This is a genomic window from Pseudonocardia parietis, assembly GCF_017876315.1.
Classification (GTDB): Bacteria; Actinomycetota; Actinomycetes; order Mycobacteriales; family Pseudonocardiaceae; genus Pseudonocardia; species Pseudonocardia parietis.
Map to the genome: position 1 here is coordinate 1536510 of NZ_JAGINU010000001.1, position 23179 is coordinate 1559688.

The following is a 23179-nucleotide window of genomic DNA, read 5'->3' on the forward strand; positions in this document are numbered from 1 at the left end:
CGTGGGGGCGAAGACGATGACGAAGACGACTGCCACCAAGCAGACGAAGAAGGTCACCGGGCTCCTGGGCACCAAGCTCGGGATGACCCAGGTGTTCGACGAGAACAACCGCGTCGTGCCGGTCACCGTGGTCCAGATCGGGCCGAACGTCGTGACGCAGGTGCGTTCCGTGGAGAGCGACGGCTACACGGCCGTCCAGCTGGCCTACGGGGCCATCGACCCGCGCAAGGTGAACAAGCCGGAGACCGGCCACTTCGCCAAGGCGGGCGCCACCCCGCGCCGGCACCTCCTCGAGCTGCGCACCTCCGACGCCGCGGACTACACCCCGGGCCAGGAGATCACCGCGGAGGCTTTCGCGGAGATCGCCGAGGTCGACGTGGTCGGCGTGACCAAGGGCAAGGGCTTCGCCGGTGTCATGAAGCGTCACGGCTTCTCCGGCCTGGGCGCCTCGCACGGCACCCAGCGCAAGCACCGTTCCCCGGGCTCGATCGGTGGCTGTGCCACCCCGGGCCGCGTGTTCAAGGGCGTGCGGATGGCCGGCCGGATGGGCTCCGACCGCCAGACCACGCAGAACCTGAAGCTCCACCGGGTGGACGCCGAGCGCGGCCTGCTGCTCATCAAGGGCGCCGTTCCCGGTCCCCGCGGTGGGCTCGTCGTGGTGAAGACCCCCGCGAAGGGTGATGGCAAGTGAGCACCGTGCAGATCAAGTCGCCGGAGGGCGCCGCGAGCGGCAGCGTCGAGCTGCCCGACCACGTCTTCGACGTGACGGCCAACATCGCCCTCATGCACCAGGTCGTGACCGCGCAGCTCAATGCGGCGCGTCAGGGCTCGCACGACACCAAGACCCGCGGCGAGGTCCGCGGTGGTGGCAAGAAGCCGTACCGGCAGAAGGGCACCGGTCGCGCCCGTCAGGGTTCGGTCCGCGCCCCGCAGTTCGCCGGTGGCGGCACCGTGCACGGCCCGACGCCGCGGGACTACTCGCAGCGGACCCCGAAGAAGATGAAGGCTGCCGCCCTGCGTGGTGCCCTCTCCGACCGGGCTCGTGCCGGCCGGGTGCACGTCGTGTCCTCGCTGGTCGAGGGCGACGCGCCGTCGACGAAGGCCGCCCGCAAGGCCCTTGGGGCCCTGCTGCCGGAGTCCGGTGCGAGCCGGGTGCTGGCCGTCGTCGAGCGGAGCGCCGAGAACGCGCTGCTGAGCCTGCGCAACCTGCCGCAGGTCCACCTGATCGCGCCGGACCAGCTGAACACCCACGACGTGCTGGTCAACGACGTCGTGCTGTTCACGCAGACGGCGCTGGACGAGTTCCTGTCCGGCCCGATCGCGAAGCCGAAGGCCGCGAGCCGGCGGGTTGCAGCTGAGGAGGCCGACAAGTGATCACGGACCCGCGGGACGTGTTGCTCGCGCCGGTCGTCTCGGAGAAGAGCTACGGGCTGCTCGACGAGCGCCAGTACACCTTCGTCGTCACGCCGGACGCGAACAAGACCCAGATCAAGATCGCCGTGGAGAAGGTGTTCGGGGTCAAGGTGACCAGCGTGAACACGCTGAACCGCCCGGGCAAGCGCAAGCGCTCCCGCACCGGCTACGGCAAGCGCAAGGACACCAAGCGCGCGATCGTCACGCTCTCCGAGGAGAGCAAGGCGATCGACGTGTTCGGTGGCCCGGCGAGCTGAGGGAGCGAGCTGACCCATGGCCATTCGTAAGTACAAGCCGACCACCCCGGGCCGTCGTGGCTCGAGCGTGTCGGACTTCGCCGAGATCACCCGGGACCACCCGGAGAAGTCGCTGCTGCGCCCGCTGCACAACCGTGGCGGCCGCAACGTGCACGGGCGGGTCACCACCCGGCACCAGGGCGGTGGCCACAAGCGGGCCTACCGCCTGATCGACTTCCGTCGCAACGACAAGGACGGCGTCCCGGCGAAGGTCGCGCACATCGAGTACGACCCGAACCGCACCTCGCGGATCGCACTGCTGCACTACGTCGACGGCGAGAAGCGCTACATCATCGCGCCGGCGAAGCTGAAGCAGGGCGACAAGATCGAGAACGGCCCCCGGGCCGACATCAAGGTGGGCAACAACCTGCCGCTGCGCAACATCCCGACGGGCACCGTGGTGCACGCGATCGAGCTCCGCCCCGGTGGCGGCGCCAAGATCGCGCGCTCGGCCGGTGTCGGCGTCCAGCTGGTCGCCAAGGACGGGCCCTACGCGCAGCTGCGGATGCCCTCCGGCGAGATCCGCTACGTCGACGTCCGCTGCCGCGCGACCGTCGGCGAGGTGGGCAACTCGGAGCACGCCAACATCAACTGGGGCAAGGCCGGCCGCATGCGGTGGAAGGGCAAGCGCCCGTCCGTCCGTGGTGTCGCCATGAACCCGGTGGACCACCCGCACGGTGGTGGTGAGGGCAAGACCTCCGGTGGCCGCCACCCGGTGAACCCGGCCGGTACGCCCGAGGGGCGCACCCGCCGGAACAAGCCGTCCGACAAGTTGATCGTCCGCCGGCGCCGTACCGGCAAGAAGCGCTGAGCAGGGAGGTAAGAGATGCCGCGCAGCCTGAAAAAGGGCCCATTCGTCGACGACCACCTGCTCAAGAAGGTGGACGCCCTCAACGAGTCCGGCAAGAAGACCGTGGTCCGTACGTGGTCCCGTCGGTCCACGATCATCCCGGACATGATCGGTCACACCATTGCGGTGCACGACGGCCGCAAGCACGTGCCGGTGTTCGTGTCCGACTCGATGGTCGGGCACAAGCTGGGCGAGTTCGCCCCGACCCGGACCTTCCGGGGTCACATCAAGGACGACCGCAAGGCGCGTCGGCGCTAGAAGCCGGCCCGAGTAGCGACTAGGAGAGGTGGAGAAGATGGCAGAGACCACTGCCGAGGCCACCGGCGCTGCGCTCGAGCCGACTCGTGCGCGGGCCGTGGCACGGTTCGTCCGGAGCTCACCGATGAAGACCCGGCGCGTCGTGGACATGGTCCGCGGCCTGCCGGTGGGCGAGGCGCTGGCGATCCTGCGGTTCTCACCGCAGGCCGCGGCCGAGCCGGTCGCGAAGGTCGTGGCGAGTGCCGCGGCCAACGCGGAGAACAACCTGGACCTGAACCCGGACACCCTCGTGGTGGCCGTGGCGATGGTCGACGAGGGCCCGACGCTCAAGCGCATCCGACCGCGTGCCCAGGGGCGCGCCTACCGGATCCGCAAGCGGACGAGCCACATCACCATCGAGGTCGAGTCGGTTCCGCAGAAGGCCGGCCGTCGTGGTGCGAAGGGGAGGGCCCGCTGATGGGGCAGAAGATCAACCCGCACGGCTTCCGCCTGGGCATCACCACGGACTGGAAGTCGCGCTGGTACGCCGACAAGCAGTACGCCGAGTACGTCAAGGAAGATGTCGAGATCCGCAAGATGCTCTCCAAGGGCATGGAGCGGGCCGGCATCTCCAAGGTCGAGATCGAGCGGACCCGGGACCGGGTGCGGGTGGACATCCACACCGCCCGTCCGGGCATCGTGATCGGCCGCCGCGGCGCGGAGGCCGACCGGATCCGGGGCAACCTGGAGAAGCTGACCAAGAAGCAGGTCCAGCTCAACATCCTCGAGGTCAAGAACTCCGAGTCGGACGCACAGCTCGTCGCGCAGGGCGTGGCGGAGCAGCTGTCGAACCGGGTCGCCTTCCGGCGTGCGATGCGTAAGGCCATCCAGTCGGCCATGCGCAGCCCGCAGGTCAAGGGCATCCGGGTGCAGTGCTCCGGCCGGCTCGGCGGCGCCGAGATGTCGCGGTCGGAGTTCTACCGCGAGGGCCGGGTCCCGCTGCACACGCTGCGTGCGGACATCGACTACGGCCTGTTCGAGGCCCGGACCTCCTTCGGCCGGATCGGCGTGAAGGTCTGGATCTACAAGGGCGACGTCGTCGGTGGCCGCCGTGAGGGCGCGCCCGCCGCCGAGGCGCCGGGCCGCGGCCCCCGCCGCGAGCGTCCGGCCCGTCGTCGCTCGGGTGCCTCGGGCACCACTGCGACCAGCACCGAGGCCGGGCGCGCCGCGCAGAGCGGCGGCCAGGCAGGCGGCGCCGCGACGGCGACCGCCGAGGCCCCTGCCTCCGGTGAGAACCAGAGCAACGGTGGGGAGAGCTGACCGATGCTGATCCCACGCAAGGTCAAGCACCGTAAGCAGCACCGGCCCAAGCGCAAGGGCATGGCCAGCGGCGGCACCGCTGTCACCTTCGGTGACTGGGGCATCCAGGCGCTGGAGCCGGCGTACGTGACCAACCGGCAGATCGAGTCGGCGCGTATCGCGATCAACCGGCACATCCGTCGTGGCGGGAAGATCTGGATCAACATCTTCCCGGACGTCCCGATGACGAAGAAGCCGGCCGAGACCCGCATGGGTTCCGGTAAGGGCTCGCCGGAGAAGTGGGTCACGAACGTGAAGCCCGGCCGGGTGCTGTTCGAGATGACCTTCCCGAACAAGGAGACGGCCCACGAGGCACTGCGCCGGGCCATCCACAAGCTGCCCATGAAATGCCGGATCGTGTCCCGTGAGGGTGGTGACATCTGATGGCGAGCAGCGGCAACACCAAGGCAGCCGAGCTGCGCGAGCTCTCCGACGAGGAGCTGGTCGTGCGGGTGCGTGAGGCCAAGGAGGAGCTGTTCAACCTCCGCTTCCAGATGGCCACCGGGCAGCTGGACAACAACCGGCGGCTGCGGGCCGTCCGTCACGACATCGCGCGCTGCTACACGGTGATGCGCGAGCGTGAGCTCGGCCTGTCCGCCGCCCCGACCGAGAGCGAGGGTGCGGCATGAGCGACAGCGTGAGCGACGACGTCCGCAGCGTGAGCGACGACGCGTCGGCGGCTGCCAAGCCGCACACGGCGCAGCGCAAGCCCGAGGGGCAGCGCGGGGAGCGGAAGGTCCGGGAGGGCCTGGTCGTGTCCGACAAGATGGAGAAGACGATCACCGTCTCCCTCGAGGACCGGGTCAAGCACCCCATGTACGGCAAGGTCATTCGCCGGACCAGCAAGGTCAAGGCGCACGACGAGGGGAACACGGCCGGCATCGGCGACCGTGTCCGCCTCATGGAGACCCGTCCGCTGTCGGCGACCAAGCGCTGGCGGCTGGTGGAGATCCTCGAGAAGGCCAAGTAGGAGTCACAGTGATCCAGCAGGAGTCGCGGCTGCGCGTCGCCGACAACACCGGTGCGAAGGAGATCCTGTGCATCCGGGTGCTGGGCGGCTCCGCGCGGCGCTACGCCGGGATCGGCGACGTGATCGTCGCCACGGTCAAGGATGCCATGCCCGGCGCAGGCGTGAAGCGCGGTGACGTCGTCAAGGCGGTCATCGTGCGCACCAAGAAGGAGAAGCGCCGTCCCGACGGCAGCTACATCCGATTCGACGAGAACGCCGCTGTCCTGATCAAGCCGGACAACGGACCTCGGGGGACCCGAATCTTCGGCCCGGTCGGGCGCGAGCTGCGCGACCGCAAGTTCATGAGGATCATCTCCCTCGCTCCGGAGGTGCTCTGATTCATGAAGGCGAAGATGAAGGTGAAGAAGGGCGACACCGTTCAGGTGATCGCCGGTAAGGACAAGGGCGCCAAGGGCAAGGTCATCGCGGCCTACCCGGAACGCCAGCGAGTGCTGGTCGAGGGTGTGAACCGGATCAAGAAGCACACCCGGATCAGCCAGAACCAGCGCGGCGCCGAGAGTGGCGGCATCGTCACGCAGGAGGCTGCCATCCACGTCTCGAACGTGATGGTCGTCGACTCCGACGGCAAGCCGACCCGTATCGGCAAGAAGATCGTCGAGGGCGAGGACGGCGACAGCCGCCGCGTCCGGGTCTCCAAGCGCAACGGGAAGGAGATCTGAGATGACCGCCGCCACCGAAGCACGGGAGATCCCGCGCCTCAAGCAGCGTTACCGCGAGGAGATCCTCGGAGCGCTGCAGACCGAGTTCAGCTACCGCAACGTCATGCAGATCCCCGGCCTGACCAAGGTCGTGGTGAACATGGGTGTCGGTGACGCCGCCCGGGACTCGAAGCTGATCGACGGCGCGCTGCGCGACCTGGCCATCATCACCGGTCAGAAGCCGCAGCTGCGCCGCGCGACCAAGTCGATCGCGCAGTTCAAGCTGCGCGAGGGGATGCCCATCGGCGCCAAGGTCACCCTGCGCAACGACCGCATGTGGGAGTTCCTGGACCGGCTGCTGACCATCGCGCTGCCGCGTATCCGGGACTTCCGGGGCCTGAACGGCGACCAGTTCGACGGCCGGGGGAACTACACGTTCGGTCTGACCGAGCAGTCGATGTTCCACGAGATCGACCCGGACACCATCGACCGGCCGCGTGGCATGGACATCACCGTCGTGACCACCGCGACCACGAACGCCGAGGGCCGGGCGCTGCTGCGCCACCTGGGCTTCCCGTTCAAGGAGAGCTGAGCGAATGGCGAAGAAGGCGCTCATCAACAAGGCGAACGCGAAGCCCAAGTTCGCGGTTCGTGGTTACACCCGCTGCCAGAAGTGCGGCCGGCCGCGTGCGGTCTTCCGCAAGTTCGGCCTCTGCCGCGTGTGCCTGCGCGACATGGCACACGCCGGCGAGCTGCCGGGTGTGAGCAAGTCCAGCTGGTGATCTGCAGTCCCCGCACCCGCGGGGACCGGATCACACCGATCGCCGAAGGCCAGCGCCGGTGCGGCGTCCCTGAACGGGGGCGCCGCGCCGGGCCGCGAGGAACCACGGCGGGAAAGAGACAGAACCATGACGATGACCGATCCGATCGCAGACATGCTGACCCGTCTGCGGAACGCGAACTCGGCATACCACGACCGCGTCGTGATGCCCCACTCGAAGCTGAAGGTCTCCATCGCGGAGATCCTGCAGAAGCAGGGCTACATCGCGGCACACCACACCGAGGACGCCGAGGTCGGTAAGTCCCTGGTCGTCGAGCTGAAGTACGGCCGCAACCGCGAGCGGAGCGTCGCCGGTCTGCGGCGCGTCTCCAAGCCCGGTCTGCGTGTGTACGCGAAGTCGACGAACCTGCCGCGGGTCCTGGGTGGCCTCGGCGTGGCGATCATCTCGACCTCGCGGGGTCTGATGACCGACCAGCAGGCCTACCGGAGCGGCGTGGGCGGGGAAGTCCTCGCCTACGTCTGGTGAGAGAGGGGTAACGAACGATGTCACGCATCGGAAAGCTGCCCGTCACCGTCCCGTCGGGCGTGGAGATCACCATTGACGGCCGCACGGTTACCGCCAAGGGCCCCAAGGGCACCCTGTCGCACACCGTCATCGAGCCGATCACGATCGAGCGCGACGACGACGGTGCGGTGCTGGTAAACCGCCCGAACGAGGAGCGCGAGGTCCGGGCCTACCACGGCCTGTCCCGCACGCTCGTGAACAACATCGTGGTCGGCGTGAGCGCCGGCTACGAGAAGAAGCTGGAGATCCACGGCGTGGGTTACCGGGTCGTGCTCAAGGGCCAGAACCTGGAGTTCGCCCTGGGCTACTCGCACCCGGTCGTCATCGAGCCGGCCGACGGGATCTCCTTCACCGTCGAGTCGCCGACCCGGTTCTCGGTCTCCGGCATCGACAAGCAGCTGGTCGGCGAGACCGCCGCCAACATCCGGAAGCTGCGCCGCCCCGACCCGTACAAGGGCAAGGGCGTGCGGTACTCCGGCGAGCAGGTCCGCCGCAAGGTCGGAAAGACGGGTAAGTGATGGCTGAGACGAACGAAACGGTGTCGGGTGCGGCCCGGCGGCGGATGGCGTCCCAGGTTGCGCGCAAGCGCCGCGACTCCCGGATCCGTCGGCACGCCCGGCTGCGCAAGAAGATCTCCGGTACGCCGCAGCGTCCCCGGCTGGCGGTCAACCGCTCGTCGCGGCACATCACGGTCCAGCTGATCGACGACCTGGCCGGGCACACGCTGGCCCACGCGTCGAGCCTGGACACCGAGGTGAGCGGCCTCGAGGGTGACAAGAAGGCCAAGGCGGCGAAGGTCGGCGAGCTCATCGCCGCCCGCGCCAAGGAGGCCGGCATCGACTCGGTCGTCTTCGACCGCGGCGGCCTCACCTATCACGGGCGGATCGCGGCTCTGGCCGACGCCGCCCGCGAGGGGGGCCTGGAGTTCTGATGGACCAGTCGAACGATAGCTGTGCAACTGAAGGGATCGTCTGATGCCGGGACGTACGCGGCGTGACGGCGGAGGGCCCGGCGGCGGTAGCAACGACAACCGCAACAGCCGGGACCGCCGGGACGGTGGCCGTGGCGGGGCGGCCCAGGACAAGACCCCGTACATCGAGCGGCTGGTCACGATCAACCGCGTGTCCAAGGTCGTCAAGGGCGGCCGCCGGTTCAGCTTCACCGCGCTGATGATCGTCGGCGACGGTGACGGCCTGGTGGGCGTCGGTTACGGCAAGGCCAAGGAGGTGCCGGCCGCGATCGCCAAGGGCGTGGAGGAGGCGAAGAAGAGCTTCTTCCGCATCCCGCGCATCGGCGGCACGATCGTGCACCAGGTGCAGGGTGAGGCCGCTGCCGGCGTCGTCCTGCTGCGCCCGGCCTCGCCGGGTACCGGAGTCATCGCCGGTGGTCCGGTCCGCGCGGTGCTGGAGTGCGGCGGGATCTCGGACATCCTGTCCAAGTCCCTCGGCTCCGACAACGCGATCAACATCGTGCACGCCACGGTGGCCGCGCTGAAGTCGGTGCAGCGTCCGGAGGAGGTCGCGGCCCGCCGTGGCCTGCCGCTCGAGGACGTCGCCCCGGCCAGCATGATGCGCCAGCGCGCCGAGGCCGAAGCCGCGAGGGTGTGAGCGACATGGCCACTCTGAGGATCACCCAGGTGAAGAGCCGGATCGGGACCAAGCAGAACCAGCGTGACACGCTGCGTTCGCTGGGTCTGCGCAAGATCCGGCAGACGGTGGAGCGCCCGGACGACGCGCAGACCCGCGGGTACGTCCACACGGTGCGCCACCTCGTGACCGTGGAGGAGGTGCAGTCGTGAGCGAGACCGAGAACGGTGTCATCAAGCTCCACGACCTGCGTCCGGCCCCGGGCTCGAAGACCGCCAAGACCCGTGTGGGTCGTGGCGAGGGCTCGAAGGGCAAGACCGCCGGCCGTGGCACCAAGGGCACGAAGGCCCGCAAGACGGTGTCCCCGCGCTTCGAGGGCGGTCAGATGCCGCTGCACATGCGGCTGCCGAAGCTCAAGGGCTTCAAGAACCGCTTCAAGGTCGAGTACCAGGTCGTGAACATCGGCGACCTCGCCACCCTGTTCCCGCAGGGCGGCGAGGTGGGACCGGCCGAGCTGGTGGAGGCGGGCGCGGTTCGCAAGAACCAGCTCGTCAAGGTGCTCGGTGAGGGCGAGCTCTCCGGAGTGACCCTGACCGTGAAGGCCCACAAGTTCTCCGCGTCCGCGCGCGAGAAGATCTCGGCGGCGGGCGGCTCCGTCTCCGAGCTCTGAGGTCCGGCGGTCGAGGGCCGAAGCGATAGCTGAGCCCTCACAGCGACATCCCCGGCGCCGTCCACAGCGCCCGTCACCCGCTCCGGCGGGACGGGCCCGTGGGCGGCGCCGAGGCATGTCCGGGACGCTGTTACAGTCACGTCCGGGCTTTGCGTCCACAGCAAAGGGACAGGCACGCGCTGCCTCCCCGCCGGGAACCGACCCGTCGGTCCCCACCCGGCCCGGGAGGCGCGGATCGCGTCCCCATCCGGCCGGCTCCGTCCGGGGCCGGTGCAGGCGGTGTCGGGCCGCCGATGTCGTAGGAGGATCACCGAGTGCTCAGCGCAGTCCGGTCGGCCCTGACCACACCGGATCTCCGCAAGAAGATCCTCTTCACGCTGGCGATCGTGGCGGTGTACCGGCTCGGGGCGAACGTCCCCTCGCCGGGGGTCTCGTATCCGAACATCCAGGAGTGTGTCCGGCAGGTCGAGGGCGGGGAGAACGCGAGCGTCTACTCGCTGATCAATCTGTTCTCCGGCGGGGCACTGCTCCAGCTATCGATCTTCGCACTGGGCATCATGCCCTACATCACCGCGAGCATCATCGTGCAGCTGCTGCAGGTGGTGATCCCGCGGTTCGAGCAGCTGAAGAAGGAAGGCCAGTCCGGCCAGGCGAAGCTGACGCAGTACACCCGCTACCTGACGATCGGCATCGCCGTCCTGCAGGCGACGGGCTTCGTGGCGCTCGCCGAGCGCGGGCAGCTGTTCCAGGGCTGCGCGCTGCCGATCATCCCGGACTCCTCCATCTTCACCATGATCGTCCTCGTCACCACGATGGTCGCAGGCACCACGCTGGTCATGTGGCTGGGCGAGCAGGTGACCGAGCGCGGCATCGGCAACGGCATGTCGCTGCTGATCTTCGCCTCGATCGCACACCGGATCCCGGCCGAGGGCCGGTTGATCCTGGAGAACTCGGGCGGTCTGGTCTTCGCCGGTCTGTGCGTCTTCGCCCTGGCGATGATCGCGAGCGTGGTCTTCGTCGAGAACGGCCAGCGCCGGATCCCGGTCCAGTATGCCAAGCGCATGGTGGGCCGTCGGATGTACGGCGGCACCTCGACCTACCTGCCGCTGAAGGTCAACCAGGCCGGCGTCATCCCGGTGATCTTCGGTAGCTCGTTGCTGTACCTGCCGGACCTGGTCGCCAGGCTCGCCGGTAGCGAGGGCGGCTGGTTCCAGCAGTTCGTGCAGACCTACCTGGTCGACCAGGCCAATCCGGTGCACATCCTGCTGTTCATGGCGCTGATCATCTTCTTCACGTACTTCTACGTCGGCATCACGTTCAACCCGGACGAGCGCGCCGAGGACATGAAGAAGTACGGCGGCTTCATCCCGGGCATCCGTCCCGGCCGGCCGACCGCCGAGTACCTGAACTTCGTGCTCAGCCGGATCACGCTGCCGGGATCGCTGTACCTCGGCATCGTCTCGGTCATCCCGAACTTCTTCATCGGCATCACCGGGCCCGGCCAGAACCAGAACTTCCCGTTCGGCGGCGTCGCGGTGCTGATCATGGTGACCGTGGGCCTCGACACGCTGAAGCAGATCGAGAGCCAGCTCATGCAGCGGAACTACGAGGGTTTCCTGCGTTAGGCTCCCCGGAGCGTGGCCGTGTGGGAACCCCGGTCGGGGCCCCGGCCCCGGTCCGGTGGCGGCAGGCGCCGCGTGCCGGTGACGCCGCCGGTGCGGAACAGACGAGATTTCAGGAGGTCGGGTTCGCGTGCGACTCGTTCTGGTAGGACCGCCCGGTGCCGGCAAAGGGACTCAGGCTGAGCAGATGGCCAAGCGTCTGGATGTCCCGCACATCTCGACGGGTGACCTGTTCCGCGCGAACCTGCGCGACGAGACCGAGCTCGGTCGCGAGGCCAAGCGGTACATGGACGCCGGGAACCTGGTTCCCGACGAGGTGACCGTCGGGATGGTGAAGGACCGGCTCACCGATGCCGACGCGGCGCAGGGCTTCATCCTGGACGGCTTCCCGCGTAACACCGCGCAGGCCGCGTCGCTGGGCGAGATCCTGGCCGAGAAGGGGCTGGCGCTCGACGCCGTCGTCCAGTTCGACGTCGAGGACGAGGTCGTCGTGCAGCGGCTGCTCGGCCGCGGGCGCAGTGACGACAACGAGGACACCATCCGCAACCGGCAGCGCGTGTACCGCGAGGAGACCGCGCCGCTGCTGGAGCACTACCGCGACAAGCTGGTCACGATCGACGCCGTCGGTGAGATCGACGAGATCACCGAGCGGGTCTTCGCGGCGCTGCAGGACCGCAGCGCCTGAGGGCCCCAGGTCGATCGGCACGGCGAGGAACCGAGGGAACGAATGAACGGTCGGGGCGGCCTTCGTGGCGCGATCGCCCGGTACCGGGGTCGGGACATCGAGCTCAAGACCCGGCGCCAGCTGGAAGCCATGCGGGAGGCGGGGGCCCTGGTGGCCGCCACACTCGCGGCCGTCACCGAGCGCGCCGAGCCGGGGGTGAGCACGGCGGAGCTGGATGCGCTGGCCGAGCGGACCATCCGCGCCGGCGGCGGCGTTCCCTCGTTCCTCGGATACCACGGGTTCCCGGGGAGCATCTGCGCCTCGGTGAACGAGCAGATCGTGCACGGCATCCCGTCACCGGAGCAGGTACTGGCCGACGGCGACCTGCTGTCGGTCGACTGCGGCGCGATCCTGGACGGCTGGCACGGCGACTCCGCCGTCACCATCGCGGTGGGTGATGTGCCGCCTGCGGATCTCGCGCTGTCGGCGGCCTGCCGGGCGGCGATGGAGGCGGGCGTCCGCGCGGTGCAGCCGGGCGCGAGGCTGACCGACGTGTCGTACGCGATCCAGGAGGCCTGCCGGGCGGCGGCGACCGCCGACCGGGCGGACTACGGGATCGTCGCCGACTACGGCGGGCACGGCATCGGGACCTCGATGCACATGGATCCGTTCCTGCCGAACCACGGCGAGCCCGGCCGCGGGCCGAGACTGCGCCCCGGGATGGCCCTCGCCGTCGAGCCGATGCTCGTCGCGGGGGACCCGGACGCGGTCGAGCTGGACGACGGCTGGACGGTCGTCACCGCGTCCGGCGGTCGCGCCGTGCACTGGGAGCACACCGTCGCCGTCACCGATGACGGCCCGTGGCTCCTGACCGCACCCGCGGGAGCACCGGACCGTCCAGGAGTCTGAACGACAGAAGCCGGTACCGGCCGGGATCCCCGACGAACCGGTCGTGATCAAGCTCATGTGAGCGGGCCACAAAGTGGCGTGCGTGGTCTAGGTTCCCCGCATGGGCGATGAGGCCGGGCGGGACGACCCGCAGAAGACGGTCACGGTCGGGGTACCGAAGGAGACACGGGAGGGCGAGCGCCGGGTGGCGCTGGTCCCCAAGGTCATCGGCAAGCTCTCCGGGCGTGGTGCGAAGGTCGTGGTCGAGGCCGGGGCGGGCGAGCGAGCGCTGATCCCGGATGCGGAGTACACCTCCGCCGGTGCAGAGATCGGCGATCCGTGGGGCGCGGACGTGGTCGCGGTGGTCAACCCGCCGACCGCGGAACAGATCGGCAGGCTGCGGGACGGCCAGGTGCTGATCGGCTTCCTGTCCCCGCTGACCAACCCGGACACCGTGCGGAAGCTGCGCGCTGCCGGCGTCCGCGCGTTCGCGATGGAGTCGATCCCGCGGATCTCCCGCGCGCAGGGCATGGACGCGTTGTCGTCGCAGGCGAACGTGGCGGGCTATAAGGCGGTGCTGGCCGCGGCCGAGCACTCGACCCGCTTCTTCCCGATGCTGACGACCGCGGCCGGCACGGTGAAGCCGGCGACGGCGCTGGTGCTCGGCGTCGGCGTGGCCGGGTTGCAGGCGCTGGCGACGGCGAAGCGGCTCGGTGCCCGCACGACCGGCTACGACGTCCGGCCCGAGGTGGCCGACCAGGTCAGGTCGCTGGGTGCCCAGTGGCTCGACCTCGGCATCGAGGCCGCAGGCGAAGGCGGTTACGCCCGCGAGCTCACCGATGAGGAGCGCGCGAAGCAGCAACAGGCGCTCGAGGAGGCCATCACCGGCTTCGACGTCGTCATCACCACCGCGCTGGTGCCGGGCCGGGAGGCGCCGCGGCTGGTGAGCGCGGCGGCCGTCGAGGGCATGCGCCCGGGCAGCGTGGTCGTGGACCTGGCAGGCGAGGCCGGTGGCAACTGTGAGCTGACCGAACCGGGCGAGACGGTCGTGCGCCACGACGTGACGATCGTGTCGCCGTTGAACCTGCCGGCCACGATGCCGGAGCACGCGTCCGAGCTGTACGCGCGCAACGTCACCTCGCTGCTCGAGCTGATGCTCGCCGACGGCGAGCTGTCCCCGGACTTCTCCGACGAGGTCCTGGCCACGTCGTGTGTGACGCGTGAGGAGGAGGGTTCCTGATGGATTCCGGACTGCTGGCGAACATCGCCATTCTGGTGCTGGCCGGGTTCGTGGGCTTCGCGGTGATCTCGAAGGTGCCGAACACGCTGCACACGCCGTTGATGTCGGGGACCAACGCGATCCACGGGATCGTGCTGCTCGGCGCGATCATCGTGCTGGGCCGGGAGGAGGTCGGCGTCGTGGACGCGATCATCCTGGTGGTCGCGATCGTGTTCGGTGTGATCAACGTGGTCGGTGGGTTCCTGGTCACCGACCGGATGTTGGGCATGTTCAAGGGCAAGGCGCCCGGTCGGGCCGCTGCGGAGAAGGACGGGAGCGGCTCGTGAACCTGGCTGCCACGGAGACCATGGCGACCGGCCCGATGGCCGTGATCGTGCCGATCCTCTACATCATCGCGTTCGGGTTGTTCATCTACGGCTTGTCGGGTCTGACCGGTCCGCGTACGGCGGTGCGGGGCAACCTGATCGCTGCGGTCGGGATGGGGCTCGCGGTCGTCGCGACGTTGTTGCTGGTGCAGACGAACTGGATCCTGATCATCGTCGGGCTGGTGGTCGGCACGGTGTTGGGTGTGCCGGCGGCGCGCAACGTGAAGATGACGCAGATGCCGCAGATGGTGGCGTTGTTCAACGGTGTGGGTGGTGGCGCGGTCGCGTTGATCGCGTGGGCGGAGTTCCGGGCGACCGACGGGTTCGTCGACACGGCGTTGTATGTGGTGATCGCGTCGATGTTCGCCGCGATCGTCGGGTCGATCTCGTTCTGGGGGTCGTTGATCGCGTTCGGGAAGCTGCAGGAGATGCTTCCCGGCCGCCCGATCGGTCTGGGCCGGGCGCAGCAGCCGATCAACATGGGGTTGCTGGCGCTGGCGGTGGTCGCGGCGGTGGTCGCCGGGCTCGGCGGGGCGGGCGAGATCTGGGTCATCGCGGTGCTGGTGCTCGCGGCGGTGGTCGGCGTGCTGGTGGTGCTGCCGATCGGTGGTGCGGACATGCCGGTGGTCATCTCGTTGCTCAACGCGATGACCGGGCTGTCGGCGGCGGCGGCGGGTCTGGCGCTGGACAACACGGCGATGATCGTCGCGGGGATGATCGTGGGTGCGTCGGGTTCGATCCTGACCAACCAGATGGCCGTGGCGATGAACCGGACCATCCCGGCCATCGTCGCCGGCGGCTTCGGCGGGACCCAGGCCGCGGCGGCCGACGACGGCGTCGAGCGGACCGTGCGGTCGACCTCGGCGGCGGACGCCGCGATCCAGATGGCCTACGCGGCGCAGGTGATCGTCGTCCCCGGTTACGGGATGGCGGTGGCCCAGGCCCAGCATGCGGTCAAGGACATGGCCAAGCTGCTGGAGAGCAAGGGTGTCGAGGTCAAGTACGCGATCCATCCGGTCGCCGGCCGGATGCCGGGTCACATGAACGTCCTGCTCGCCGAGGCCGACGTCCCCTATGACGCGCTCAAGGAGATGGACGACATCAACGGTGAGTTCTCCCGCACCGACGTGACGCTGGTGATCGGGGCGAACGACGTCACCAACCCCGCGGCCCGCAACGATCCCGGCTCGGCGATCTACGGGATGCCGATCCTCAATGTGGACGAGAGCCGGAACGTCATCGTGCTGAAGCGCTCGATGGGCTCCGGGTTCGCCGGCATCGACAACTCGTTGTTCTTCCAGAACAACACCGCGATGTTGTTCGGCGACGCGAAGTCCTCGGTCGCGCAGGTGACCGAGGAGCTGAAGGCGCTCTGAGACGCCCGCTCCGAGACACCGAGCGTGTCCCGGCCGGTCACGCACCGGCCGGGACACGCTCCGTGCCGGCGACGGCTCGGCCGTCCTGGTAGACCGTGCGCACCCGGTCACCGAGCCCGCGCACGTCCATCGGGTCGCCGTCGACGAGCACCAGATCGGCCCGCTTGCCGGGCTCCAGGGAACCCAGCTCGTCCGCCAGGCCCATCAGGTCGGCCGCGGACAGCGTCGCGGCGTGCAGGGCATCGCCCGGGGTGAGGCCGTGGTCGACCATGAGCTCGAGCTCGGTGAGGTTGCGGCCGTGCGGGTAGAGGGGCGCGTCGGTGCCCATCGCGATCGGGACACCCGCCGCGACGGCTCGCCGCACCGTGTCGTCCGCACCCGGCTTGATCTTCGCGGCGACCTCGTCGGGCAGCACTCCGGCGTCGAGTGCCTCGTGCAGGCCCAGCAACGAGCTCAGGGTGGGCACCAGCCAGGTGCCGCGCTCGGCCATCATGGCCAGTGTCTCGTCGTCGAGGTCGTGGCCGTGCTCGATGGAGCGCACGCCGTTGCGGACGGCGGCCTTGGCGCCGTCCGCGCTGGCGTGCGCCATCACGAACAGGCCGGCGGCGTCCGCCTCGGCGACCATCGTGGCGATCTCGTCGTCGCGGAAGTGCGCCACCCGGGGCCCGGCTCCACCGGACACGATGCCACCGCTGGTGGCCACCTTGATCACGTCCGCGCCCGCGCGGACCAGCTCGCGGATCTTGCGGCGGACCTCGTCCGGCCCGTCCACGATCACCGGCGGGCGGCCGGGGTGCGGCGGCAGCAGATCCAGTACGCAGGTCGACGGCCACCACGGGTCGCCGTGCCCACCGGTCTGGCTGATCATGTTGAGCGACACCTGCATCCGCGGCCCGGGGATCAGGCCACGCTCCTGGGCCACCCGCATGCCCAGATCGGCGCCCGCGGCGTCGCGCACGGTGGTGACACCGGCGGCGAGGGTGAGTGCCATGTTCCGGGCGCCCTCGTAGAACTGCAGCGAGAACGGCTCCTGCGCGGCCCGGAACAGGTCGGTCCCGGTCATCGTCAGGTGCACGTGGCAGTCGATCAGGCCGGGCAGCACTCCGCGGCCGGTGCAGTCGACCTCGACGTCGCCGTCCAGGCCGGACCCGACGTCGACGATCCACCCGTCCTGCACGGCGACGTCGGCGCGGTCGGCGGTGCGGGCGCGCGCGTCGAACAACGTCCCGTTGCGGAACACGGTGCGCGTCATGAGACTCCTTCGTGGCTCGGGGCGCCTGCCGGCACGGCGGTCCGGCGGCGGATCAGTGGAATGCAGGCGAACAGGACGGCGGCCAGCACGATCGCGGCGCCGCCCACGGCGCCGAAGTAGACGGCCGTCGCGCCCGGGTCGTAGAACTTGACCAGCTGCGCGCCGATGCCCTGCCCGGCCGCTCCGGAGGCCAGCCAGAGCCCCATCGTCTGGGTGGCGAACGCGGCCGGGGCCAGGCGCGTGGTCGCGGCCAGGCCGATCGGGGACAGGCACATCTCGCCGACCGTGACCAGGGCGAGGCTGCCGACCAGCCACATCGGGTTGGCCGGGGCTCCGGTCAGCCCAGGGATGACGAGCAGCAGGAACGAGCAGCCGGCCACGGCCAGCGCGACGCTGAACTTGGCCGCGGTGGACGGCGGACGCGCCCCCCGGTCGAGCCGCAGCCACAGCAGCGCGAACAGCGGCGTGAGCACGATCAGCACGAACGAGCCGACGGACTGGAACCAGGTCGGCGCGATGGCGAAACCGAACGCGTCCAGGTCGGTGTTCTCCTGTGCGTACTGGGCGATGACGGTCGCGCCCTGCTCCTGGATCACCCAGAACACGACGGCAGCGGCGAACAGCGGGATGTAGCCCCGCAGCCGGGCCCGCTCGGCGGCGGTGGTGCGCGGACTGCGCAGCATCACCGTGAAGTAGGCGACCGGCAGCGCGATCGCCAGCACGCTGATCGCGTTCACGACGCCGTCGACACCGAGCGTCCCGGTGCCGACGGCCGCGGCCACGGCGACCACGACGAGCACGGCCGCGGCGCCGCCTGCGACGAGGCGGCCCCGCGGGACCTCCCGCAGCACGAGCGGGTTCTTCGGGCGGTTGCTCGCGCTGCTCAGGTGCCGGCCGGTGCGCAGGAACACGACCAGTCCCAGCGCCATCCCGATCGCGGCGAGGCTGAACCCGAGGTGGTAGTCGTAGCGCTGACCGAGGGTGCCCACGATCAGCGGCGCCGCCACCGCCCCGACGCTGATGCCCATGTAGTAGATGCTGAATCCGGCGTCCCGGCGCGGGTCGTCGCGCTCGTAGAGGTCGCCGACCGACGAGGAGATGGTCGGCTTGAGCAGCCCGGTCCCGACCGCGATGAGGACCATCGAGGCGAACAACGCGGTGGCGCCGGCGGGCAGGGCCAGGCAGATGTGTCCGCACATGATCAGCACGCCGCCGTAGAGCGTCGCGCGGCGGTCGCCCAGGATCCGGTCACTGATCCAGCCGCCGAGGATCGCGGCCATGAAGATGGCCGAGCCGTAGGCGGCGACCACCGACTTCGCGGTGTCCGCCGGGATCCCCAGTCCGCCGTTCGAGACCTCGTCGTACATGTAGTACAGCAGCAGCGCGCGCATGCCGTAGTACGAGAAGCGTTCCCAGGCCTCGGTGAAGAACAGACCGCCGAGGGCCCGCGGATGCCCGAAGAACGTGCGGTCGGGGCCCCCGCCCGACGATGAGGGCGGTGTGCTGTGCAGAACCACGTGCCACCTCCGGGCGACCGTCGGTGCGGCCGCCGTTGACCGCTCCCCTGATGGGAGCGGACGGTACAGCCGGATCCGACGCTCAACAAGAGATGATTCGTCGGCGATCTTCGTCGTATGGCGGCGTAATCTCTGTTTCGGAGTCTGATTTCAGATGAATTGATGCCTCCTCGAGAGCTGTCCGGTCTGCGTTACCGTGGCGGCGCCGAAGAGGTCGGAAGGGCGCCGGTGGAACTGGACGAGGTGGACGAACGGCTGGTCGGCGCGTTGCAGCGGGACGGGCGCTCGTCGTACGAGTCGTTGGCCCGGCTGGTCGGGCTGTCCCGTTCCAGCACGCAGGCCAGGGTGCGGCGGCTGCTCGACGAGGCGGGACTGCGGGTGGTCGGGGCGATCCATCCGGCGGTGCTGGGCATGCACCAGCTCGGGCACGTCATCGTGGAGACCGACGGTCCGGCAGGGCCGGTCGCCCAGGCGGTGGCCGCGCTGGAGGAGACGTCGTTCGTGACGACCACGGCCGGCCGGTTCGCACTGACCGCGGAGCTGCGCAGTGCCGACATGGACGCCTACGCCCGTGGGCTCGCGCGGATCCAGGCGGTACCGGGAACGCGCAGCGTGCAGGTGATGACCTATCGGCAGATCTGGAAGGACCCGTACTTCCCGCCGGGTCCGCTGCAGAGCCCCGGTCCGCTGGACGGGCTCGGGCTGGACGGCCCGGACCGGGCGCTGCTGGAACGGCTGCGGGTCGACGGTCGCGCCTCGTTCGCCGACCTGGCCGGGGTGAGCGGACTGTCGTCGGGGGCCACCCGGGCCCGGGTGCTGCGACTGCTGGACGCCGGCGCGGTGCACGTGGGCGCGCTGGTCCGGCTGCATCCGGTCGGCCGCACCCACACGGTGGGTTTCGCGCTCACCGTGCACGGGGCGGTGGAGCCGGTCGCGCAGAAGGTCGTCGAGCTCGACGAGGTGGACTGCTTCGCCACCGGGATGGGCTGGTGCAACGGCATCGGGACGATCCGGGCGGGATCGCCCGCCGAGGCGTTCGACACGCTGGAACGGCTGCGGGCCGAGTCCGGCGTCCGCACCGTGGAGGCGTGGACGCACCTGCGTGCGGTCAAGGAGGAGCACGACCTGGCCCGGCCGATCACCGGCGTGACCGTGGGGGACGGGCCGCTGCCGGTCACGTCGTGAGCGGGTGGGCGATCTCGTCGCGGGGCAGGCGCCACAGCGCGATCGCGGCGAGCGCGAGCACCACCGGCAGCGCACCCGCGACGACGAACGTCGTGGGGATGCCGATGGCCTCGCCGACCGGCCCGGCGAGCGCCATGGAGACCGGCATCAGTGCGAGCGAGACGAAGAAGTCCAGGCTGGAGACCCGGCCGAGCAGGTGGGCGGGCACCCTGCGCTGCAGCAACGTGCCCCAGATGACCATCGCACCGGCGCCGGTCGCGCCGACCAGGAACGACGCGACCGCCATCACCCAGACCCGGGTGGTCAGCCCCAGGATCATCAGCGGCAGGGCGCCGGCGCCCCAGAGCAACAGCATGGTCGACAGGTAGCGGCGGGGGAGTCTGAGGGAGGCGACCGCGATCGACCCGAGCGCCCCGCCGATGCCGTAGGCGGCGAGGACGGCGGCGAACCCGGCCGGGCCGGAGCCCGCCCGGTCCCGCACCGCGAACGGCAGCAGCACCTCGATCGGTCCGATGATCAGCAGCACGTAGAGCATCGCGAACGCCAGGCTGGCGAACAGCCAGCCGGTCCGGACCAGGTAGCCGAAGCCCTCGCGCAGGTCGTGCAGGACCGACCGCCGGCCGTCCGTGCCACCGGGAGCGCCCGGGTCGCCCGCGCCGAGCGGTGGCGGGACCCGCAGGAACAGCAGCGGGACGAGCGCGAGCGCGTAGCCGGCCGTCGCGAGCGCCAGCCCGGCGCCGGGTACGAACGCCCCGACCACCAGCCCGGCCAGCCCCGGCCCCACCGCCTGCATCATCACCGGCCGCAGCGTCTGCTCGACCCCGTTCGCGGCGAGCAGCTCGCCGGAGGGGACCAGTGTGGGCAGCAGTGCCGAGTAGGCCGGGAAGTAGAACGCCTCCGCCGCGCCGATCACGAACGCGATCATCGCGAGGTACTGGATCGTCAGCTGCCCGCTCAGTGCGAGCGCGGTGGCGGTACCGGCGGCGACGATCCGCACGACCTCCACCGCGCGCAGCACCGCGCGGCGCGGCAGCCGGTCCGCGGCGACCCCGCCGATCAGGACGCTGACGAGCAGGCCCGCGCTGGCCGACGCCGTCACCAGGGAGAGGGCCGGCGGTCCACCGCCGAGACCGATCACCTGCCAGACGATCGCCAGCAGCCACACGCCCGACGCGAACAGCGACGACCCCATGGACGCGGCCAGCAACCGGTAGTCGCGGTGGCGGAACGGGCGCAACGCGCGCGGCAACCGGGAACCGCCGGCCCCGGGGATGGCGTCTTCGGTACCGTCGGTCTCGCGGGCGGACTCCGTCACCGCCTCATGCGACCACCTCGGTGGGTGCGCCGTGCAACCGGGCCGCCGGTCGCCGTTTATCACGTCCGCCACCCCCGCGTACATCCACCTCGGATGACCTCCGTACACTGGAACGCCGGTGCGCCCTGTGGCGCCGGTTCCGTCGTGTTTCACACACTCAGGTCCCGAGCCCGTCCGTGCGCACCGTGCCGCCCCCCGGCCGTCCGGCGGGTGGGGCGGAGCAACCGATACCTGTCACGGATAGCGGAGGACATGGCCAAGAAGGACGGGGCGATCGAGGTCGAGGGCCGGGTCGTCGAACCCCTGCCGAACGCGATGTTCCGGGTGGAGCTGGAGAACGGCCACCGGGTTCTCGCGCACATCAGCGGGAAGATGCGCCAGCACTACATCCGAATCCTCCCGGAGGACCGGGTGGTCGTCGAGCTGTCGCCCTACGACCTGAGCCGCGGCCGCATCGTCTACCGCTACAAGTGACTGTCGGTCGCACGACCCAGAAGATCAACGGACAAGGGCAGACGACGTGAAGGTCAAGCCGAGCGTCAAGAAGATCTGCGACAAGTGCCAGGTGATCCGCCGCCACGGTCGGATCATCGTGATCTGCTCGAACCTGCGCCACAAGCAGCGCCAGGGCTGAGCAGAGCGGTACCGGTCGCGATCGTCTGATCGCATCTGAAGCCCCCGGTGCACCTGCCGGGCCACGAGGGCCCGGTAGCACCCCCGGAACCAGGCCGGGGCCCGAAAGCGCAGCGCCTGCGGAACGAGATTCCGCGCAGCGCGGCGACGGAGCGGGACGGACACCGGGCAGACCTGGACCAAGAACAAGGAGAACACGCCGCATGGCACGTGTTGCCGGCGTAGACCTCCCCCGCGAGAAGCGGATGGAGATCGCGCTCACTTACATCTTCGGGGTCGGACGGGCCCGGTCGAAGGAGATCCTCGAGGGCACGGCGATCAGCCCGGACCTCCGGTCGAAGGATCTGACCGACGAGGACGTCACCAAGCTCCGCGACTTCATCGAGGAGCACCTGCGGGTCGAGGGTGACCTGCGCCGTGAGATCCAGGCGGACATCCGCCGGAAGATCGAGATCGGTTCGTACCAGGGCATCCGTCACCGGCGGGGTCTCCCGGTCCGCGGCCAGCGCACGAAGACCAACGCGCGCGGTCGCAAGGGCCCGAAGAAGACCGTTGCCGGTAAGAAGAAGGCAGGTAGGAAGTAATGCCGCCCCGCGCACGCCAGGGCACCGGACCCAAGAAGGTCCGCCGTCGCGAGAAGAAGAATGTCGCGCACGGGCACGCCCACATCAAGTCCACGTTCAACAACACGATCGTGTCGATCACCGACCCGAACGGTGCCGTCATCGCCTGGGCCTCGTCCGGCAACGTCGGCCTGAAGGGCTCGCGGAAGTCGACGCCGTTCGCCGCGCAGCTGGCTGCCGAGAGCGCCGCCCGCAAGGCCATGGATCACGGCATGAAGAAGTGCGATGTCTTCGTGAAGGGCCCGGGTTCGGGTCGTGAGACCGCGATCCGTTCGCTGCAGGCAGCCGGCCTCGAGGTCGGCACCATCAACGACGTCACCCCGCAGCCGCACAACGGCTGCCGTCCGCCCAAGCGGCGCCGGGTCTAAGGGGAAGGGAGAACCACCATGGCTCGCTACACCGGCCCCATGACCCGCAAGTCGCGCCGACTGAAGACCGACCTTGTCGGCGGCGACCAGGCATTCGAGCGTCGTCCCTACCCGCCCGGCCAGCACGGCCGGATCCGGGTCAAGGAGACCGAGTACCTGCTGCAGCTGCAGGAGAAGCAGAAGGCCCGCTTCGCCTACGGCCTGCAGGAGAAGCAGCTGCGCTCCTACTACACGGAGGCGCACCGCCGGGAGGGCAAGACCGGCGACGAGTTGCTGCAGATCCTCGAGTCCCGGCTCGACAACGTCGTGTACCGCGCGGGTCTCGCCCGCACCCGGCGCATGGCCCGCCAGCTGGTGAACCACGGCCACTTCCTGGTCAACGGGAAGAAGGTCGACATCCCCAGCTTCAAGGTGGGGCAGTTCGACATCATCGACGTGCGGGACAAGTCGCGGAACATGGACCCGTTCGTCATCGCCAAGGAGACCCAGGGCGACCGCCCGATCCCGGCGTGGCTGCAGGTCGTTCCGTCGACCCTGCGCATCCTGGTCCACCAGCTGCCCGAGCGCGCTCAGATCGACACCCAGGTCACCGAGCAGCTCATCGTCGAGTACTACTCGAAGTAGCTCGACACCCCCGCCGCCCCGCAGGGAGGGGCGGCGGGTCTCTCACTGCGACTTCAAATAGCGGTTGTCGCAGGTGCGAAGG

General features: G+C 69.8%; 35 protein-coding genes. 32 read left to right on the plus strand and 3 right to left on the minus strand.

Annotated elements, in window-relative coordinates:
• The first annotated feature begins 16 nt into the window (after positions 1 to 16).
• The 26 genes from rplC to JOF36_RS07465 all read left to right on the plus strand — a co-directional run bounded on the left by rplC (position 17) and on the right by JOF36_RS07465 (position 15580).
• The gene (gene rplC, locus JOF36_RS07340; RefSeq protein ID WP_210025642.1) at positions 17 to 691 is read left to right on the plus strand and encodes a 50S ribosomal protein L3; all 675 of its coding nucleotides are present in this window, start codon (positions 17 to 19) and stop codon (positions 689 to 691) included.
• Entirely contained in the window at positions 688 to 1374 is a 687-nt protein-coding gene (gene rplD, locus JOF36_RS07345; protein ID WP_210025643.1) for a 50S ribosomal protein L4, read from the plus strand. Before rplC ends, rplD begins: the two co-directional genes overlap by 4 nt.
• Positions 1371 to 1670, plus strand: coding sequence for a 50S ribosomal protein L23 (gene rplW, locus JOF36_RS07350; RefSeq protein WP_210025644.1), 300 nt, complete (start codon positions 1371 to 1373; stop codon positions 1668 to 1670). Before rplD ends, rplW begins: the two co-directional genes overlap by 4 nt.
• A gap of 16 nt (positions 1671 to 1686) precedes the next feature.
• On the plus strand, positions 1687 to 2520 hold the full coding sequence (gene rplB / locus JOF36_RS07355; RefSeq protein WP_210025645.1) for a 50S ribosomal protein L2: 834 nt from the start codon (positions 1687 to 1689) through the stop codon (positions 2518 to 2520).
• Between the two features lie 15 nt (positions 2521 to 2535).
• Positions 2536 to 2817, plus strand: a complete 282-nt coding sequence (gene rpsS / locus JOF36_RS07360; protein ID WP_210025646.1) for a 30S ribosomal protein S19 — start codon at positions 2536 to 2538, stop codon at positions 2815 to 2817.
• Between the two features lie 37 nt (positions 2818 to 2854).
• On the plus strand, positions 2855 to 3274 hold the full coding sequence (gene rplV / locus JOF36_RS07365) for a 50S ribosomal protein L22 (protein WP_210025647.1): 420 nt from the start codon (positions 2855 to 2857) through the stop codon (positions 3272 to 3274).
• The gene (rpsC, locus tag JOF36_RS07370) at positions 3274 to 4116 is read left to right on the plus strand and encodes a 30S ribosomal protein S3 (protein WP_210025648.1); all 843 of its coding nucleotides are present in this window, start codon (positions 3274 to 3276) and stop codon (positions 4114 to 4116) included. Before rplV ends, rpsC begins: the two co-directional genes overlap by 1 nt.
• A gap of 3 nt (positions 4117 to 4119) precedes the next feature.
• Positions 4120 to 4539, plus strand: a complete 420-nt coding sequence (gene rplP, locus JOF36_RS07375) for a 50S ribosomal protein L16 (protein WP_210025649.1) — start codon at positions 4120 to 4122, stop codon at positions 4537 to 4539.
• Complete coding sequence (gene rpmC / locus JOF36_RS07380; protein ID WP_020622931.1) at positions 4539 to 4784, plus strand: 50S ribosomal protein L29; 246 nt, start codon at positions 4539 to 4541, stop codon at positions 4782 to 4784. Before rplP ends, rpmC begins: the two co-directional genes overlap by 1 nt.
• Complete coding sequence (gene rpsQ, locus JOF36_RS07385; RefSeq protein WP_210025650.1) at positions 4781 to 5125, plus strand: 30S ribosomal protein S17; 345 nt, start codon at positions 4781 to 4783, stop codon at positions 5123 to 5125. The genes rpmC and rpsQ overlap by 4 nt, the downstream gene beginning before the upstream one ends.
• An 8-nt stretch (positions 5126 to 5133) precedes the next feature.
• Positions 5134 to 5502 (plus strand): 50S ribosomal protein L14, encoded by a 369-nt coding sequence (gene rplN / locus JOF36_RS07390; protein WP_210025651.1) that lies wholly within the window; start codon positions 5134 to 5136, stop codon positions 5500 to 5502.
• Positions 5503 to 5517: 15 nt separating this feature from the next.
• Positions 5518 to 5844: a 50S ribosomal protein L24 gene (gene rplX, locus JOF36_RS07395; RefSeq protein WP_210035232.1), complete on the plus strand. Its 327-nt coding sequence runs from the start codon at positions 5518 to 5520 to the stop codon at positions 5842 to 5844.
• Position 5845: 1 nt separating this feature from the next.
• Complete coding sequence (gene rplE, locus JOF36_RS07400) at positions 5846 to 6415, plus strand: 50S ribosomal protein L5 (RefSeq protein WP_210025652.1); 570 nt, start codon at positions 5846 to 5848, stop codon at positions 6413 to 6415.
• 4 nt (positions 6416 to 6419) lie between these two features.
• Complete coding sequence (locus tag JOF36_RS07405; RefSeq protein ID WP_186357676.1) at positions 6420 to 6605, plus strand: type Z 30S ribosomal protein S14; 186 nt, start codon at positions 6420 to 6422, stop codon at positions 6603 to 6605.
• Positions 6606 to 6731: 126 nt separating this feature from the next.
• Positions 6732 to 7130: a 30S ribosomal protein S8 gene (gene rpsH / locus JOF36_RS07410; RefSeq protein WP_210025653.1), complete on the plus strand. Its 399-nt coding sequence runs from the start codon at positions 6732 to 6734 to the stop codon at positions 7128 to 7130.
• Positions 7131 to 7147: 17 nt separating this feature from the next.
• Positions 7148 to 7687 (plus strand): 50S ribosomal protein L6, encoded by a 540-nt coding sequence (rplF, locus tag JOF36_RS07415; RefSeq protein ID WP_210025654.1) that lies wholly within the window; start codon positions 7148 to 7150, stop codon positions 7685 to 7687.
• A gap of 44 nt (positions 7688 to 7731) precedes the next feature.
• On the plus strand, positions 7732 to 8100 hold the full coding sequence (gene rplR, locus JOF36_RS07420) for a 50S ribosomal protein L18 (protein ID WP_210035234.1): 369 nt from the start codon (positions 7732 to 7734) through the stop codon (positions 8098 to 8100).
• A gap of 43 nt (positions 8101 to 8143) precedes the next feature.
• Complete coding sequence (gene rpsE, locus JOF36_RS07425; protein WP_210025655.1) at positions 8144 to 8776, plus strand: 30S ribosomal protein S5; 633 nt, start codon at positions 8144 to 8146, stop codon at positions 8774 to 8776.
• A gap of 5 nt (positions 8777 to 8781) precedes the next feature.
• Positions 8782 to 8967 carry a 50S ribosomal protein L30 gene (rpmD, locus tag JOF36_RS07430; RefSeq protein WP_210025656.1) on the plus strand — a complete coding sequence of 62 codons (186 nt, stop codon included), beginning with the start codon at positions 8782 to 8784 and terminating at the stop codon, positions 8965 to 8967.
• Entirely contained in the window at positions 8964 to 9425 is a 462-nt protein-coding gene (gene rplO, locus JOF36_RS07435; protein ID WP_210025657.1) for a 50S ribosomal protein L15, read from the plus strand. The genes rpmD and rplO overlap by 4 nt, the downstream gene beginning before the upstream one ends.
• 314 nt (positions 9426 to 9739) lie before the next feature.
• Positions 9740 to 11050 carry a preprotein translocase subunit SecY gene (secY, locus tag JOF36_RS07440; protein WP_210025658.1) on the plus strand — a complete coding sequence of 437 codons (1311 nt, stop codon included), beginning with the start codon at positions 9740 to 9742 and terminating at the stop codon, positions 11048 to 11050.
• Between the two features lie 127 nt (positions 11051 to 11177).
• Positions 11178 to 11732 carry an adenylate kinase gene (locus tag JOF36_RS07445; RefSeq protein WP_210025659.1) on the plus strand — a complete coding sequence of 185 codons (555 nt, stop codon included), beginning with the start codon at positions 11178 to 11180 and terminating at the stop codon, positions 11730 to 11732.
• Between the two features lie 42 nt (positions 11733 to 11774).
• Positions 11775 to 12620: a type I methionyl aminopeptidase gene (map, locus tag JOF36_RS07450; RefSeq protein ID WP_210025660.1), complete on the plus strand. Its 846-nt coding sequence runs from the start codon at positions 11775 to 11777 to the stop codon at positions 12618 to 12620.
• Between the two features lie 100 nt (positions 12621 to 12720).
• A complete protein-coding gene (locus JOF36_RS07455; RefSeq protein WP_210025661.1) occupies positions 12721 to 13839 on the plus strand; it encodes a Re/Si-specific NAD(P)(+) transhydrogenase subunit alpha in 1119 nt (372 codons plus the stop codon).
• Entirely contained in the window at positions 13839 to 14165 is a 327-nt protein-coding gene (locus tag JOF36_RS07460) for an NAD(P) transhydrogenase subunit alpha part 2 (protein WP_210025662.1), read from the plus strand. The genes JOF36_RS07455 and JOF36_RS07460 overlap by 1 nt, the downstream gene beginning before the upstream one ends.
• A gap of 35 nt (positions 14166 to 14200) precedes the next feature.
• Positions 14201 to 15580, plus strand: a complete 1380-nt coding sequence (locus JOF36_RS07465) for an NAD(P)(+) transhydrogenase (Re/Si-specific) subunit beta (protein WP_210035237.1) — start codon at positions 14201 to 14203, stop codon at positions 15578 to 15580.
• A 37-nt stretch (positions 15581 to 15617) separates the two neighbouring features.
• Here the strand turns inward: JOF36_RS07465 and JOF36_RS07470 are convergent, their stop codons facing one another.
• Positions 15618 to 16832: a metal-dependent hydrolase family protein gene (locus JOF36_RS07470; RefSeq protein WP_210025663.1), complete on the minus strand. Its 1215-nt coding sequence runs from the start codon at positions 16830 to 16832 to the stop codon at positions 15618 to 15620.
• On the minus strand, positions 16829 to 18349 hold the full coding sequence (locus JOF36_RS07475) for a peptide MFS transporter (RefSeq protein ID WP_307862256.1): 1521 nt from the start codon (positions 18347 to 18349) through the stop codon (positions 16829 to 16831). Before JOF36_RS07475 ends, JOF36_RS07470 begins: the two co-directional genes overlap by 4 nt.
• Positions 18350 to 18577: 228 nt before the next feature.
• On the opposite strand from JOF36_RS07475, the gene JOF36_RS07480 reads away from it, so the two are divergent.
• Complete coding sequence (locus JOF36_RS07480) at positions 18578 to 19534, plus strand: Lrp/AsnC family transcriptional regulator (RefSeq protein ID WP_307862257.1); 957 nt, start codon at positions 18578 to 18580, stop codon at positions 19532 to 19534.
• Here the strand turns inward: JOF36_RS07480 and JOF36_RS07485 are convergent.
• On the minus strand, positions 19524 to 20849 hold the full coding sequence (locus JOF36_RS07485) for an MFS transporter (RefSeq protein ID WP_307862258.1): 1326 nt from the start codon (positions 20847 to 20849) through the stop codon (positions 19524 to 19526). The genes JOF36_RS07480 and JOF36_RS07485 overlap by 11 nt on opposite strands.
• 252 nt (positions 20850 to 21101) lie before the next feature.
• On the opposite strand from JOF36_RS07485, the gene infA reads away from it, so the two are divergent.
• The 5 genes from infA (at position 21102) to rpsD (ending at position 23097) form a co-directional block, all read left to right on the plus strand.
• Positions 21102 to 21323: a translation initiation factor IF-1 gene (infA, locus tag JOF36_RS07490; RefSeq protein ID WP_010228514.1), complete on the plus strand. Its 222-nt coding sequence runs from the start codon at positions 21102 to 21104 to the stop codon at positions 21321 to 21323.
• A 46-nt stretch (positions 21324 to 21369) separates the two neighbouring features.
• Entirely contained in the window at positions 21370 to 21483 is a 114-nt protein-coding gene (rpmJ, locus tag JOF36_RS07495) for a 50S ribosomal protein L36 (protein ID WP_020622917.1), read from the plus strand.
• Positions 21484 to 21685: 202 nt separating this feature from the next.
• The gene (gene rpsM, locus JOF36_RS07500; RefSeq protein ID WP_210025666.1) at positions 21686 to 22066 is read left to right on the plus strand and encodes a 30S ribosomal protein S13; all 381 of its coding nucleotides are present in this window, start codon (positions 21686 to 21688) and stop codon (positions 22064 to 22066) included.
• Entirely contained in the window at positions 22066 to 22473 is a 408-nt protein-coding gene (gene rpsK / locus JOF36_RS07505) for a 30S ribosomal protein S11 (protein ID WP_210025667.1), read from the plus strand. The genes rpsM and rpsK overlap by 1 nt, the downstream gene beginning before the upstream one ends.
• 18 nt (positions 22474 to 22491) lie before the next feature.
• On the plus strand, positions 22492 to 23097 hold the full coding sequence (gene rpsD / locus JOF36_RS07510) for a 30S ribosomal protein S4 (protein ID WP_210025668.1): 606 nt from the start codon (positions 22492 to 22494) through the stop codon (positions 23095 to 23097).
• The last annotated feature ends 82 nt before the right edge of the window (positions 23098 to 23179 follow it).

Bases quoted from the DNA above. Each gene is read 5' to 3' on its own strand.
- rplC (WP_210025642.1), top strand. From the start codon at position 17: ATGACGAAGACGACTGCCACCAAGCAGACGAAGAAGGTCACCGGGCTC.
- rplB (WP_210025645.1), top strand. From the start codon at position 1,687: ATGGCCATTCGTAAGTACAAGCCGACCACCCCGGGCCGTCGTGGCTCG.
- rpsS (WP_210025646.1), top strand. From the start codon at position 2,536: ATGCCGCGCAGCCTGAAAAAGGGCCCATTCGTCGACGACCACCTGCTC.
- rplV (WP_210025647.1), top strand. From the start codon at position 2,855: ATGGCAGAGACCACTGCCGAGGCCACCGGCGCTGCGCTCGAGCCGACT.
- rpsC (WP_210025648.1), top strand. From the start codon at position 3,274: ATGGGGCAGAAGATCAACCCGCACGGCTTCCGCCTGGGCATCACCACG.
- rplP (WP_210025649.1), top strand. From the start codon at position 4,120: ATGCTGATCCCACGCAAGGTCAAGCACCGTAAGCAGCACCGGCCCAAG.
- rpmC (WP_020622931.1), top strand. From the start codon at position 4,539: ATGGCGAGCAGCGGCAACACCAAGGCAGCCGAGCTGCGCGAGCTCTCC.
- rpsQ (WP_210025650.1), top strand. From the start codon at position 4,781: ATGAGCGACAGCGTGAGCGACGACGTCCGCAGCGTGAGCGACGACGCG.
- rplX (WP_210035232.1), top strand. From the start codon at position 5,518: ATGAAGGTGAAGAAGGGCGACACCGTTCAGGTGATCGCCGGTAAGGAC.
- rplE (WP_210025652.1), top strand. From the start codon at position 5,846: ATGACCGCCGCCACCGAAGCACGGGAGATCCCGCGCCTCAAGCAGCGT.
- JOF36_RS07405 (WP_186357676.1), top strand. From the start codon at position 6,420: ATGGCGAAGAAGGCGCTCATCAACAAGGCGAACGCGAAGCCCAAGTTC.
- rpsH (WP_210025653.1), top strand. From the start codon at position 6,732: ATGACGATGACCGATCCGATCGCAGACATGCTGACCCGTCTGCGGAAC.
- rplF (WP_210025654.1), top strand. From the start codon at position 7,148: ATGTCACGCATCGGAAAGCTGCCCGTCACCGTCCCGTCGGGCGTGGAG.
- rplR (WP_210035234.1), top strand. From the start codon at position 7,732: ATGGCGTCCCAGGTTGCGCGCAAGCGCCGCGACTCCCGGATCCGTCGG.
- rpsE (WP_210025655.1), top strand. From the start codon at position 8,144: ATGCCGGGACGTACGCGGCGTGACGGCGGAGGGCCCGGCGGCGGTAGC.
- rpmD (WP_210025656.1), top strand. From the start codon at position 8,782: ATGGCCACTCTGAGGATCACCCAGGTGAAGAGCCGGATCGGGACCAAG.
- map (WP_210025660.1), top strand. From the start codon at position 11,775: ATGAACGGTCGGGGCGGCCTTCGTGGCGCGATCGCCCGGTACCGGGGT.
- JOF36_RS07455 (WP_210025661.1), top strand. From the start codon at position 12,721: ATGGGCGATGAGGCCGGGCGGGACGACCCGCAGAAGACGGTCACGGTC.
- JOF36_RS07460 (WP_210025662.1), top strand. From the start codon at position 13,839: ATGGATTCCGGACTGCTGGCGAACATCGCCATTCTGGTGCTGGCCGGG.
- JOF36_RS07465 (WP_210035237.1), top strand. From the start codon at position 14,201: ATGGCCGTGATCGTGCCGATCCTCTACATCATCGCGTTCGGGTTGTTC.
- JOF36_RS07470 (WP_210025663.1), bottom strand. From the start codon at position 16,832: ATGACGCGCACCGTGTTCCGCAACGGGACGTTGTTCGACGCGCGCGCC.
- infA (WP_010228514.1), top strand. From the start codon at position 21,102: ATGGCCAAGAAGGACGGGGCGATCGAGGTCGAGGGCCGGGTCGTCGAA.
- rpsM (WP_210025666.1), top strand. From the start codon at position 21,686: ATGGCACGTGTTGCCGGCGTAGACCTCCCCCGCGAGAAGCGGATGGAG.
- rpsK (WP_210025667.1), top strand. From the start codon at position 22,066: ATGCCGCCCCGCGCACGCCAGGGCACCGGACCCAAGAAGGTCCGCCGT.
- rpsD (WP_210025668.1), top strand. From the start codon at position 22,492: ATGGCTCGCTACACCGGCCCCATGACCCGCAAGTCGCGCCGACTGAAG.